Here is a 12225-nt window from a genome sequence, read left to right as displayed (position 1 = left end):
ACTCGTAACGTGTGCTCGCCGCTTGAGACACTTACACCTTTCGGGGGATCCGCATGCTGTTCACCGCCGTGAGACGCGCCGTCAGCGAGAGCGTCTCGGGCATGCCCCGCGCCTTCTGGTGGCTGTGGACGAGCACATTGGTCAACCGGCTCGGGGCTTTCGTCGCCACTTTCATGGCCTTGTACCTGACCCTGGAGCGGGGCTACTCCGCCTCCTACGCGGGACTCGTCGCCGCCCTGCACGGCCTCGGCGGAGTCGTCTCCTCGCTGGGCGCGGGCGTGATGACCGACCGGCTCGGGCGGCGGCCCACGCTGCTGATCGCGCAGGCCTCCACGGCCGTCTCGGTGGCGGTCCTCGGCTTCATGGAGCACCCCGTCGCCATCGCGGGCGTCGCCTTCCTTGTGGGCATGGCCAGCAACGCCTCCCGCCCCGCCGTCCAGGCGATGATGGCGGACATCGTGCGGCCCGAGGACCGCGTGCGGGCCTTCTCCCTCAACTACTGGGCCATCAACCTCGGCTTCGCCGTCTCCTCGGCGGGTGCCGGCTTCATCGCCTCGTACAGCTACCGCGCCGGCTTCCTCATCGAGGCCGCCATGACGATGGCCTGCGCGATCGTCGTCTTCGCGAAGCTGCCGGAGTCCCGTCCCGTGCGGAGCGCCGTGGAGAAGGCGGCCGAGCCCGACGTCGGGCTCGGGACCGTGCTGCGCGACGGGCGGTTCATGGGCGTGGTCGGCCTGTCCTTCCTCGTCGCGCTGATCTTCCAGCAGGGGTCCGTGGGACTGCCGGTCGCCATGGGCGAGGCGGGCTTCACCCCCTCCGACTACGGCCTCGCGATCGCCGTGAACGGCGTGCTGATCGTCGTCCTGCAGATCCCCGTCACCCGCTTCATCGAGCACCGCGACCCGCGCCGGCTCCTGGTGATCTCCTCGGTCGTCGCCGGGTACGGCTTCGGGCTCACCGCGTTCGCCGGGTCGCTCGGGATCTTCGCGCTGACCGTGTGCGTGTGGACGCTCGCCGAGATCGTCAACGCGCCGACCCAGACCGGCCTGGTCGTCCGCCTCTCCCCCACCCACGGGCGCGGGCGCTACCAGGGCATGTACACGATGTCCTGGTCGGTGGCCGCACTGGTCGCCCCGCTGATGTCCGGCTTCATGATCGACCGGTTCGGGGCGTCGTGGCTGTGGGCGGTGTGCGCGGTCCTGGGAACGGTGGCGGCGCTCGGCTACTGGGGTCTCATGCGGGGGCTCCCGGAGGACTCCCCCGCCGAGCCGGTCGGAACGGAGGCGGTCGGCGCGGAGGTGGTCGGCGCCAAGGTGGTCGGCGCGGAGGTGGGCGGCGCGGAGGTGGGCGCAACGGCGGTCGGCGGGCCGGTCGCCGAGGCGGGCGGGATCGGCGGGATCGTCGCGACGGCCCCGGACGCCGACATCGCCGCGCCGGTCGCGGCCGTCGCCGCCGACGCCGTCAGGTCCGCAGGTCCCGCTGCGCCTCGTACAGATTCCGTGGGCGCACCGCGTCCGTAGTCCCGTACAGCTCCAGGCGCGCGTTCAGGTCGCCGGTGAAGTCGGGGACGTCGATCTGGTCGAACTCCCGGACCGTGTTCAGGCCGACCGTCGCGCTGTGCGGCGCGAGGCCGTCGATCTTCATCAGGCCGGCGCGTTCGTTGGTGACGCGGATGTTCCAGTGCGTGAAGCGGGCCCCGAACAGGGGGCCCGCGCTCGCGTCCCCGCCGTGCCGGCCGTCGTTCTCGACGGTGATGTCCGTACGGACGTTCGCGAACGGCATCCCGCGGTGCGAGTCGAACGTGCCCATCTCCATGCGCCCGCGCGACCAGACGTTGTGCGAGGAGAGGCCCTCGACGTTGATGCCGTGCAGTTGGGTTCCGGCGGGGGCCGGGGTCGTGCGGGCGTCGATCCGGAAGTCCTCGACGAGGTTGTCGTGGGAACCCTCGCGGCAGAAGTACGGGTGGTGCGAGCCCCGGCCGGTCACGCGGGTGCGGCGCAGGGTGCAGGCGGAGGCGGCGACGAGCCCGAAGCCGTTGTCGACATGGCGTACGACGACGTCCTCGGCCCAGCAGTCGTACGCGCACTGGAACGTCACGCCGTTGTATCCCTGGTCCAGGAGGTGCGGGCCTGCGGCGTCTCGACGGCCTCCAGCGTCAGGCCCGCCACGCCCGCGCCGGTCAGCGCCGTGACGTGGGTGGTCAGCCGCGGATCCCACTCCGGTCGTACGTCCAGGGGGAGCGGCCGCTCGAAGGTGACCCGGCGCCGGACGCGGTCCACGGCGGCGATCCGTACGGGCCACTCGTAGGGGACGTACGAGGTCAGCTTCGTCTTGTCGTCCCAGGTGTACGCGCGGGCGCCCGGCCCATCGCCCGCCATGTGCTCCAGGAGCGTGTGCTCCGCGTCGTCGGCGAGTCGGAGCAGGACGAGGTCGCCCTTGCGCAGGCGGGAGGCGTCGGGGACGGTCACCGACCAGGAGCCGCGGTGGGCGGGGCGGACGGTGGTCAGCGTCTCCCACGCGTCGCGCCTGTTGCCGGTCCAGCCCTCGAAGGGCCAGTCCCTCGCCCTGATGGCGTCGGTCAGGGACGCCCAACGGGCCTGCGGCGCCAGCCAGATGAGGCCGCCGGCCCAGGACCAGCTGGACTTGTCGCCGCCGTAGCGGGAGCCGTAGGGGCCGATCAGTTCGGTCAGGCTCTTCGTGGCGAGGAGGGTGGTGCGGGCGCTGCCCGCGCCGCGGAGGGTGACGTTGTCGTGGGCGATGCGGATGACGTCGTCGATGCGGTAGGTGCCGGGGTGCAGCACCACGGTGCCGCCGCCCCTGCGGCCGGCCTCCGCGAGGGCGCGGTTGATCGCGGGGGCGGAGTCGGTGGCGGGGTCGGGGCGGGGGCCGGGGATGCGGGGCGTCTCGGGGCGACCCCGGCGCCCCGCGCGGGCGCCGGCGCGGCCTATGTAGGGGATCTGGGGGTGGGTGTAGGGGGCCTTGGTGAACTCGCGCCAGAGGGTGGGGGTTCGGCCCCGGTCGCGTGGGGCGGGGGCGGGGGCGAGGGCTGAGCCTGGGCCTGGGCCTGGGGCGATGCTCGTGCCGATGCCGGTCGCGGTGGCGGAGCTGATGCTCGTGGCGATGCCGGTCGCGGTGGCGGCGACGGCTGTCGCGCCGCGGAGCAGGTGTCGTCTGGTGGGGTTGGGGGGCTGGGTCATGGGGGGGGCCGCCTTCCGTCGTCATCGCGGTCATCGCGCGCCAACGTCTATACATCTGAACGGAGTTCATACTTGCGACAGCTCGACGGGGAGGGAGCATGCCATGGCGCTGCGCTGGGCGGAAGGGGGTGAACCGGCCGCGGCTTCTTGACGGGTGCGGGGCCGCACGCGGAGGTCACGCGCGCGGGTGTGCGCGCCGGGTCGCCGGGGGCGGTGTGGCCGCGTGGGCCCGACCCGCCGCTTCACAGGTGGGCGGGACCTCATGCGGAGGTCACGCGCGCGGGTCGCCGGGTGGGCGCGGGACTGGTGTCTTTCCGCCGGCCGATGTCCGCGCAGATCCGAGCCCGCCGCTTCGCGGCGGATGTCCCCCACCCACCCACCCGTTCACCCCGCACCGAGCCGTGCGGGTAGGGGCGGGGAGCCTCCGCGAGGCGATGGGAGCGGCGCGGGGCACTCCGGTCAACGCCGTTTCGGGGAGGGGCACTTCACCCTTGGGGGCGACGCGGCGGAAGGACGGGAGGGCGCCAGGCGGCCCCGGCGCCGGTGGAGCCCTTCGGGAGGAAGGCGGTGCCGGGCAAACGGGTGGGCGGGTGGGAGAGACCCGCGACGCGGCGGGAGAACGGTCAGGACGAGTGCCGGGCCACCCCGGCGCCGGTGGGCCCTTCGGGAGGAAGGCGGTGCCGGGCAAACGGGTGGGCGGGTGGGAGAGACCCGCGACGCGGCGGGAGAACGGTCAGGACGAGTGCCGGGTCACCCCGGCGCCGGTGGGCCCTTCGGGAAGAAGGCGGTGCCGGGCAAACGGGTGGGCGGGTGGGAGAGACCCGCGACGCGGCGGGAGGACGGTCAGGACGAGTGCCGGGCCACCCCGGTGCCGGCGGGGCCCTTCCGCACCGCTTACGGGGCGGAGTCACCCACGACGCGGCGGAACGGCAATCGGGGCGGGTGCCGGGCGGCCCCGGGGCCGGCGGGGTCCTTCCGCACCGCTTACGGGGCGGAGTCACCCACGACGCGGCGGAACGGCAATCGGGGCGGGTGCCGGGCGGCCCCGGGGCCGGCGGGGTCCTTCGGGAGATGGCGGTGCCGGGTGAACGGGCGGGTGGGTGGGAGATGCCTGCGACGCGGAAGGGGGGCGGTCAGGGCAGGCGCTCGGCGGCCCCGGCGCCGATGCTCGCGAGGTCCTTCGGGGGCAGCCTTGCGGGGGGGAGTCACCCGCGACGCGGAGGAGGGGGGCAAGGCGGGTGCCGGGCGGCCCTGGGGCCGGTGGGGCCCTTCGGGAGGCGGCGGTGCCGGGTGAACGGGCGGGTGGGTGGGAGGTGCCTGCGACGCGGAAGGGGGGCGGTCAGGGCCAGCGCCGAGCGCCCCGGTGCCGGTGCCGGCGCCCCCCAACCGTTCAACCGGCGGAGCCACCCGTCAGGTGCGTGAACGCCTCAAGATTCCGCGTCGACTCCCCGCGCGCCACGCGCCACTCGTACTCCTTGCGGATCGCCGACGCGAACCCGAGCTCCAGGAGCGTGTTGAAGGAGTCGTCCGACGCCGAGAGCACCGAGCCGAGGAGCCGGTCCAGCTCCTCGGGCGTGACCGCGGACAGCGGCAGCTTGCCGGCCAGGTAGATGTCGCCGAGCGAGTCGATCGCGTAACTCACCCCGTACAGGCGCAGGTTGCGCTCCAGGAGCCAGCGGTGCACCGCCGCGTGGTTCTCGTCGGGGTGCCGGATCACGAACGCGTTCAGGGAGAGCGAGTGCTTGCCGACCCGGAGCGACAGGGTCGTGGAGAGCTTCCGGGTGCCCGGCAGCTTCACCACGTAGGAGCCGGGCTCGGTGGCCTCCCACTCGAGCTCGGCGTCGTCCAGGGTCCGCTCGATGATCGCCGCGGTGTCCGCCTGCTCAGCCATGGTGCGAGCGTACGTGACGCTGGGACGCGCGGAAGTCGTGCATGGCCGCGGTGTAGACGTCCGCCGTGGCGGACGCCGCCGTGTCCCAGCCGAACGACTGCGCGTGCTGTTCCGCCGCCGCCCCCATCCGCTCCACCAGGTGCGGATGGTCGGCGAAGTCGCGCAGCACGCGCGCGTAGTGGGCCGGTTCGTGGCCGGAGACCAGGAAGCCGGTCACCTCGTCGCGCACCGCGACGGGCAGCCCGCCCACCGCCGCCGCGAGCACCGGCGTGCCCGCCGCCTGCGCCTCGATGGCGACGAGCCCGAAGGACTCGCTGTAGGAGGGCATCACCAGGACGGACGCGGCCCGGAACCAGTCCGCCAACTGCTCCTGGCCGACCGGCGGCTGGAAGCGGACCACGTCCGCGATCCCCAGCCGCGCCGCCAGCTTCTGCAGGCCCTCCGGCTTGGCGAGGCCGCTGCCGCTCGGCCCGCCCACGATGGGCACGACGATGTTCGAGCGCAGCGCCGGACGCTCGTCCAGGAGGACGGCGACGGCGCGCAGCAGCAGGTCCGGCGCCTTGAGCGGCTGGATGCGGCCCGCGAAGAGCGGCACGAGGGCATCCTGGGGCAGGCCGAGGCGGTGCCGGGCGGCGGCGCGGCCGTCGGCGGGGCGGAAGCGTTCCAGGTTCACGCCGGGGTGGACGACGGCGACCTTGCCGGGCTCGGCCTCGTAGTGGCGTACGAGCTCGTCGGCCTCTTCGGCGGTGTTGGCGATGAGCCGGTCGGCGGCCCGGACGATCTGCGTCTCGCCGATGACGCGGGCGGCGGGCTCGGGGGTGTCGCCGTCGGCGAGCGCCGCGTTCTTGACCTTGGCCATGGTGTGCATGGCGTGCACGAGGGGCGCGCCCCAGCGTTCGGCGGCGAGCCAGCCGACGTGGCCGGAGAGCCAGTAGTGGGAGTGGACCAGGTCGTAGTAGCCGGGCCGGTGGCCCGCCCAGGCCTGCATGACGCCGTGCGTGAAGGCGCAGAGCTGGGCCGGCAGCTCCTCCTTGGCGAGTCCCTCGTAGGGGCCCGCGTCGACGTGCCGCACGAGGACGCCGGGCGCCAGTTCCACGGCGGGCGGGAGGCCGCCGGTGGTGGCGCGCGTGAAGATCTCGACCTCGATGTTGATCGCGGCGAGGCGCTTGGCGAGCTCGACGATGTAGACGTTCATGCCGCCCGCGTCGCCCGTGCCGGGCTGGTGCAGCGGCGAGGTGTGCACGCTGAGCATGGCCACGCGGCGGGGCCGTCGGATGGTGCCGGGAATACGGAGCCGGGAAGGGGCCGCCGGGGAGCGACGCCCGAGCCTGGACACGTACTGGCTCACGTGGCGGTCCTCCTTGCGTACGGGCATGACTACGGGGAGGGCGTACGGTCCTCCGCAGGAGGAACACCGGAAGCGGCTGCTCCATTTCCGCCTGGCCGCCCCTCGCGCTCTTTTTGCCAAAGCATTACGTGGCGCTCTCCCGCCGTCGTACCCGCATACCCTTCTCCCATGGCCCCACGCACCCCTTCCCGCCCCGTGGGAACGGTGACGCGCGGGACCACGAACCCGAACCGGCTGCGCCGCATGGACCGCTGGATCGCCGCGTTCCACGGCGCCGCGCTGCGCCGCGCCGCGGACCCCGTCGCCGTCGACCTCGGGTACGGGGGTGCCCCCTGGACCGCCGTCGAGCTGCTGCTGCGGCTGCGCACCGTCGCGCCCCACGCGCGCGTGGTCGGCATCGAGATCGATCCGGCGCGGGTCGCGGGCGCCGCGCCCTACGAGCGCCCGGGGCTCTCCTTCCGGCACGGCGGCTTCGAGGTGCCGCTGGCGGGCGCCGACCCGGTCCTGATCCGGGCGGCGAACGTCCTGCGGCAGTACGACGAGGAGCAGGTCGCCGCGGTCTGGGCGCGGCTGTGCGCCCGGCTCGCCCCGGGCGGGCTGCTGGTCGAGGGCACCTGCGACGAGATCGGGCGGCGGCACGTGTGGGTGGCGCTGGGCCCCGAGGGCCCGCGCACGGTGACCTTCGCGGCCCGGCTCGGCTCCCTGGCACAGCCCTCCGACCTCGCCGAGCGGCTGCCGAAGGCGCTGATCCACCGGAACGTGCCGGGCGAGCCCGTGCACGCGTTCCTGCGCGACTTCGACCGGGCCTGGGCGGCCGCGGCGCCGTACGCCTCGTACGGCGCCCGCCAGCGGTGGATCAGGGCGGTGCGGGACCTGACCGCGGACTGGCCCGTGCTGGACGGGACTTCGCGGTGGCGGCAGGGCGAAGTGACGGTGCGCTGGGAGGCGTTGGCCCCGCGGGGGAACTGAACCCGGCGCGGCCGGGGCCGGTTGACCTGCGGGGAACGATCTCCGCGTGTCGTTCGTCACATGAGGCGAGTGGGGGGATCGAAGTGACGGACGGGCTCTGTCCTATCGGGCGCCGGCATGGCACCATCCCGATGGCGACCGAAAGTTACTGACGGTAAATCAGCTTTGGGGGTGGCGGAGCGTGACTGGCAAGAGATACTCGACGGCGACGGCCGTGGCGCTGATCTGCGCGGCGACGGTGCTGGCCGCACCGGGGACGGCCTTCGCGAGCCCGGCGAGCGCTCCCGCCGACCCGACGCCCCGGACGGCCAAGTCCCTCGAAGAGGTCCGCAAGGAGATCGACGAGCTCTATCACGACGCGGGCGTGGCCACCGACAAGTACAACGCCGCCGAGGAGAAGGCCGACCGCCAGTCCGAGCAGATCGTGAAGCTGGCCAAGGACATCGCCGAGGGCCAGGCCAGGTTGAAGAAGCTGCAGGCCCGCGCGGGCGCCGCGGCCCGCGCGCAGTACCGCGGCGGCGGCATGCCCACCGAGGCCCAGCTGATGCTCAGCGACGACCCGGGCCAGTTCCTGGACGGCGCCGGGCGCATGCGGCAGGGCCAGAAGGCCACCAAGGGCATGCTGACGGAGCTGGAGCGCACGCAGGACGACCTGCGGATCTACGCGAAGGACGCCACCGCCCGCTGGAAGAAGCTGGAAGCCAACCGCAAGGCCAAGGCCGCGGCCAAGAAGAAGATAAAGAAGAAGATCGCGGACGCCGAGAAGCTCGAGTCGACGCTGGAGAAGAAGGAGCGCGAGCGGCTGCGCGAGCTGGAGGAGGAGGCCGCCCGCAAGAAGCAGTCCGCGTGGGTGAGTTCGGGCGTCCTGAAGGACATCGGCGGCAAGGCGTCCCCGCAGGGCAAGAAGGCCATCGCGTTCGCCACCGCGCAGATCGGCAAGCCGTACGTGTGGGGAGCCGAGGGTCCCGGTTCCTACGACTGCTCGGGGCTCACCTCCAAGGCGTGGGCGGCGGCCGGCAAGGGCATCCCGCGCACCTCGCAGGAGCAGTGGAAGCAGCTGCCCCGCGTCGACGTGAAGAACATGCGGCCGGGCGACCTGATCATCTACCACTCGGACGCGAGCCACGTCGGCCTGTACCTGGGCGACGGCGCCATCGTGCACGCCCCGCGCCCCGGGCGGGACGTGACCGTCGCGGGCGCCGGATCCATGCAGATCCTCGGGGTCGTCCGCCCCGACAAGTAGATCCTGTGACCCAGCGCACGCCGCGGCGGCCCGCTCAACCCCCGCGGCGTGATGTTCGTCATCCCTGGCGGGGCCGTGCCGTGCCCAATTGCGTTCCTGGATGCGGCATATGACGGTGGCCGTTTGCCGCATGGCATTCCAATGGAGGCACGGCTACCGCTAAGGTCCCCGTCGGTGCTGCGTCGACCTGCGCTGCGCCATGCCCTCGGGGGGAGGGAAGGAACCAAGCGATGCCCGTACCCATACCGCGGCAGAGAGCGATCCCGGCCGCGGAAGGCGGTCAGGCTCATGCGGCGCCCCCGTACGACACGGCGGCGCCCGCCCACGACACGGGCGCTCCCGCCCGCCCCACGACCGGAACCACCGAAGGAACAGGCGCCACCCGCGGCGACAGCGGCACCACCGGCGGCACGAACGGCTCCGGCAACGGCTCCGGCAACGGCGCCGGGCTCACCCTGCTGGTGATCGAGGACGACCCCTCGGGCTCGCTGACCGTCCCCGAGCTCCTCGACTCCGCGGGCAAGCCCATCCGCATCCGCACCGCCCGCAACCTCACCGAGGCCGAGCGGCTGCTCACCGACGACGTGCACTGCATCCTGCTCGACCTGGCCCTGACCGTGCCCGGCTCGGCCGACCCGGCCGAGGGCGCCGGCGGCCCGGGACCCGACGAGCTCGCCGCGCTGCGGCACGTGCTGCGCCTCGCGCCCCGGCACGCCGTCCTCGCCCTCACCGCGAACGACGACTCCGAGCGCGGCGCCGAGGCCGTGCGGGTCGGCGCGCAGGACTACCTCTTCCGGGACGAGCTGGACGGCCGGCTGCTGAGCCGCGCCATCCGGTACGCCGTGGAGCGCAAGCGCGCCGACGCCGCCCAGCGCCAGCTCACCGAGAGCGTGCTGCGCGCCCAGGAGAACGCCCGCCTGGAGCGCGGCCTGCTGCCCACGCCGCTCCTGGAGGGCTCACCGCTGCGCTTCGCCGCCCGCTACCGCCCGGGGCGCTCCCGCGCGCTGCTCGGCGGCGACTTCTACGACACCGTGCGCACCCCCGACGGCTCCGTGCACGTCATGATCGGCGACGTCTGCGGGCACGGGCCCGACGAGGCGGCGCTCGGCGTGGAGCTGCGGATCGCCTGGCGGGCGCTGACCTTCGCGGGGCTGTGCGGCGACGAGCTGCTCTCCACGCTGCAGAAGGTCCTGGAGCACGAGCGCCCCGACGACGAGATCTTCGCGACGCTCTGCACGGTCGACATCGCCCCGGACGGCCGCCGGGCCGGCCTGTGCCTGGCCGGGCACCCCTCGCCGCTGATCTCCCGCGAAGGGCGGCTCGCCGAGCTGCTTCCGTACGAGGACGGGGGCCCCGCGCTCGGCATCCTGCCGCGCGCCCGCTGGCCGCGGCGCCAGGTGGAGCTGGGCGGCACGTGGAGCCTGATGCTCTACACGGACGGCCTGATCGAGGGCCGCGTCGGCCGGGGCAACCAGCGGCTCGGGCAGGACGGCATGGTGGACATGGTCCGCCGCCAGATCGCCGCGGGGCTGCAGGGCGACGAGCTGCTCGAAGCGGCCGTGAACGAGGTGCGCGACCTCAACGGCGGGGATCTGACGGACGACGTGGCGGTACTGCTCCTGGACCGGACGCCCGGGGCGCGCTGAACGCCGAACGGGTGCCGGGTCCGGGGGGCGCGGTGCTGCGGGTGACGGGTCCAGAGAGCGCGGTACTACGGGCGCCGGGTCCAGAGAGCGCGGTGCTGCGGGTGACGGGACCAGAGAGCGCGCCGAACGGGTAACGGGTCCGGGGCGCGTGGTCCGGGCTACCGGCCGCCGTTGTACGGGCCGTACGGGCCGTCGCTGGAGGAGCCGCCGCGGCGACCGCGGCCGCCGCCGGTGATCTGCCGGATCGCGGGCCGCACGTCGACCATGTACACGATCGTGGCGACGAGGCCGATGATCGGCAGGAACGACAGGATCGGGAACAGCAGGTTCACCACGAAGGCGATGCCGAGGATGATCAGCCAGAACGGCTTGGTCTTCTTGTCCGCCGCGCGGTAGGCGTCCTCGCGCCGGACGGCGGCGTCGACGAGGGCGAATCCGCTGAAGGCGATCAGGGCCAGCGACAGCAGCCACATGAAGTTCGCGAACCCTTGCATCAGCACAACGTCCACCACCAGTCTCGGCTCATCAATGTCGCGGCCACGGTACCCGGTGCCCCCATGGCCGCTACCCCGTCAACGGGACGGGCACGCCGGAAGTGCCCGCCCCGTCCACGCGACGGATGCGTGTCGCGGCCCCGGCGCACCGGGGCCCGGTGTCACTTGGCGGGCGGCGTGGTCTTCTTCGCCGTCGCCTTCTTGGCCGGGGCCTTCTTCGCGGCGGGCTTCTTCACCGGGGCGGCGGCCGCGGCCGGCGGCTGGGCGACCGGGGTGCTCTGCGCGTCCTTGGCGCCCTGGGCCTCGCCGGTCCTCGGCTCGGGGTCCGGCTCGACCGTCTCGGCGATCTCGAAGATCTCCTCGGCGGCCTCGCCGCGCCAGGACTTCACGGCCTGCTCGCCGTGCTCGGCGACCTCGTCGTACTTCTCACGGGCCTTGACGGCGAACTCGGCGGCCACGCCGACCCCGCGCAGCGCGAAGTCCTGCGCGGTCTCACCGAGCTTCTTCAGGTCGGTGTCGAGCGCGCCGAACACCTCGGTGACCTTGGCCTGGATCGTCTCCTGCGCCTCCTTGGCGCGGGCGGTGGCCTTGTCCTGGACGGCCTTGGGGTCGGTGTTGCGCACGGCGTCGATGCGGGACGGCGCCTCGGCGATCAGCTGCTCGACCAGGCCGGGCACCTTCTTCGCCTGCTGCAGGGCGAGGTCCGCGGACCCGGCGAAGAAGTACGCGGGGGTGGGGTTGCTGAGGGTCTTGCGCAGGTCATCGGTGATGGCCATGACGATGGTCCTCCCGGATTCGCGTCTACGTGATCGGCTGGTCCGGCCCGGCGGGCGGGCGCGGTCAGCCCGAGGGTGGTTGCTTCGGGTCGGCATCACTGCGGTCGGCCGTGCGGGGGCCGTCAACAGCGGTGTCCTCATGCGTGGTGCTCCCGGCGCCGTCGGCGCTGTCGGCGCTGTCGTCCACGGAGGCCTCGCCCTCGTACGACGAGGTCTCGAAGCCGTTCTCCTTGCGGAACGACTCGTAGATCTGCAGGAGCACCTGCTTCTGGCGCTCGTTGATGGAGGGGTCGGCGAGGAGGACGGCGCGCGTCTCCAGCTCGTCCCGCTCCTTCTCGTCGAGGATCCCGGCCCGCACGTACAGCGTCTCGGCCGAGATCCGCAGGGCCTTGGCGACCTGCTGCAGCACCTCGGCGCTCGGCTTGCGCAGCCCGCGCTCGATCTGGCTCAGATACGGATTGGACACCCCGGCGGCGTCGGCGAGCTGCCGCAACGACAGCTGCGCGGTGCGCCGCTGCTCGCGGAGGTACTCGCCGAGATTGCCGACGTTGAGCGATGCCATGCCCCGATGGTGCAGCACACCCGCTAACTATTGCAAGCGCCCGCTTGCAAAAGTGCGCCACGCCACGTCCCCGACACCATCTCCGGCCCCCGGGCCCGG

9 protein-coding genes and 1 pseudogene are annotated in these 12225 nt (G+C 73.3%); 4 read left to right on the top strand and 6 right to left on the bottom strand.

Going from position 1 to position 12225, the window contains the following annotated elements; all coding sequences use genetic code 11:
* The first annotated feature begins 53 nt into the window (after nt 1-53).
* On the top strand, nt 54-1520 hold the full coding sequence (locus ACFYXE_RS22035; RefSeq protein ID WP_389314823.1) for an MDR family MFS transporter: 1467 nt from the start codon (nt 54-56) through the stop codon (nt 1518-1520).
* Here ACFYXE_RS22035 and ACFYXE_RS22030 read toward each other — a convergent pair.
* The 3 genes and pseudogenes from ACFYXE_RS22030 to mshA all read right to left on the bottom strand — a co-directional run bounded on the left by ACFYXE_RS22030 (nt 1462) and on the right by mshA (nt 6436).
* Nucleotides 1462-3197: pseudogene (locus ACFYXE_RS22030) on the bottom strand (glycosyl hydrolase family 28-related protein). The gene ACFYXE_RS22035 and the pseudogene ACFYXE_RS22030 sit on opposite strands and share 59 nt — an antisense overlap.
* A 1390-nt stretch (nt 3198-4587) precedes the next feature.
* Complete coding sequence (locus ACFYXE_RS22025; protein ID WP_389314821.1) at nt 4588-5088, bottom strand: YbjN domain-containing protein; 501 nt, start codon at nt 5086-5088, stop codon at nt 4588-4590.
* On the bottom strand, nt 5081-6436 hold the full coding sequence (gene mshA, locus ACFYXE_RS22020) for a D-inositol-3-phosphate glycosyltransferase (RefSeq protein WP_361171337.1): 1356 nt from the start codon (nt 6434-6436) through the stop codon (nt 5081-5083). The genes ACFYXE_RS22025 and mshA overlap by 8 nt, the downstream gene beginning before the upstream one ends.
* 168 nt (nt 6437-6604) lie before the next feature.
* Between mshA and ACFYXE_RS22015 the strand changes: the two genes are divergently transcribed.
* The 3 genes from ACFYXE_RS22015 to ACFYXE_RS22005 all read left to right on the top strand — a co-directional run bounded on the left by ACFYXE_RS22015 (nt 6605) and on the right by ACFYXE_RS22005 (nt 10294).
* Entirely contained in the window at nt 6605-7405 is an 801-nt protein-coding gene (locus ACFYXE_RS22015; RefSeq protein ID WP_389314818.1) for a class I SAM-dependent methyltransferase, read from the top strand.
* Between the two features lie 181 nt (nt 7406-7586).
* Nucleotides 7587-8648 carry an NlpC/P60 family protein gene (locus ACFYXE_RS22010; protein WP_389314816.1) on the top strand — a complete coding sequence of 354 codons (1062 nt, stop codon included), beginning with the start codon at nt 7587-7589 and terminating at the stop codon, nt 8646-8648.
* A gap of 230 nt (nt 8649-8878) precedes the next feature.
* On the top strand, nt 8879-10294 hold the full coding sequence (locus ACFYXE_RS22005) for a PP2C family protein-serine/threonine phosphatase (protein WP_389314814.1): 1416 nt from the start codon (nt 8879-8881) through the stop codon (nt 10292-10294).
* Nucleotides 10295-10452: 158 nt separating this feature from the next.
* Here the strand turns inward: ACFYXE_RS22005 and ACFYXE_RS22000 are convergent, their stop codons facing one another.
* The 3 genes from ACFYXE_RS22000 to ACFYXE_RS21990 form a co-directional block, all read right to left on the bottom strand.
* The gene (locus ACFYXE_RS22000) at nt 10453-10788 is read right to left on the bottom strand and encodes a DUF2516 family protein (RefSeq protein WP_361171325.1); all 336 of its coding nucleotides are present in this window, start codon (nt 10786-10788) and stop codon (nt 10453-10455) included.
* 161 nt (nt 10789-10949) lie between these two features.
* Nucleotides 10950-11564 (bottom strand): hypothetical protein, encoded by a 615-nt coding sequence (locus ACFYXE_RS21995; RefSeq protein WP_389314812.1) that lies wholly within the window; start codon nt 11562-11564, stop codon nt 10950-10952.
* A gap of 64 nt (nt 11565-11628) precedes the next feature.
* Nucleotides 11629-12126, bottom strand: a complete 498-nt coding sequence (locus ACFYXE_RS21990; RefSeq protein WP_389314810.1) for a helix-turn-helix domain-containing protein — start codon at nt 12124-12126, stop codon at nt 11629-11631.
* Nucleotides 12127-12225 lie beyond the last annotated feature (99 nt).

It is taken from the genome of Streptomyces sp. NPDC002564 (assembly GCF_042889645.1).
In the GTDB taxonomy this organism is placed as follows: domain Bacteria; phylum Actinomycetota; class Actinomycetes; order Streptomycetales; family Streptomycetaceae; genus Streptomyces.
Note: the sequence above shows the minus strand (reverse complement) of the source record. Positions and strands in the feature narration are given on the sequence as shown.

What these genes read in the sequence shown, in the direction of transcription:
- ACFYXE_RS22035 (WP_389314823.1), top strand. Translation starts at nt 54, where the DNA reads ATGCTGTTCACCGCCGTGAGACGCGCCGTCAGCGAGAGCGTCTCGGGC.
- ACFYXE_RS22025 (WP_389314821.1), bottom strand. Translation starts at nt 5,088, where the DNA reads ATGGCTGAGCAGGCGGACACCGCGGCGATCATCGAGCGGACCCTGGAC.
- ACFYXE_RS22015 (WP_389314818.1), top strand. Translation starts at nt 6,605, where the DNA reads ATGGCCCCACGCACCCCTTCCCGCCCCGTGGGAACGGTGACGCGCGGG.
- ACFYXE_RS22005 (WP_389314814.1), top strand. Translation starts at nt 8,879, where the DNA reads ATGCCCGTACCCATACCGCGGCAGAGAGCGATCCCGGCCGCGGAAGGC.
- ACFYXE_RS22000 (WP_361171325.1), bottom strand. Translation starts at nt 10,788, where the DNA reads ATGCAAGGGTTCGCGAACTTCATGTGGCTGCTGTCGCTGGCCCTGATC.
- ACFYXE_RS21995 (WP_389314812.1), bottom strand. Translation starts at nt 11,564, where the DNA reads ATGGCCATCACCGATGACCTGCGCAAGACCCTCAGCAACCCCACCCCC.
- ACFYXE_RS21990 (WP_389314810.1), bottom strand. Translation starts at nt 12,126, where the DNA reads ATGGCATCGCTCAACGTCGGCAATCTCGGCGAGTACCTCCGCGAGCAG.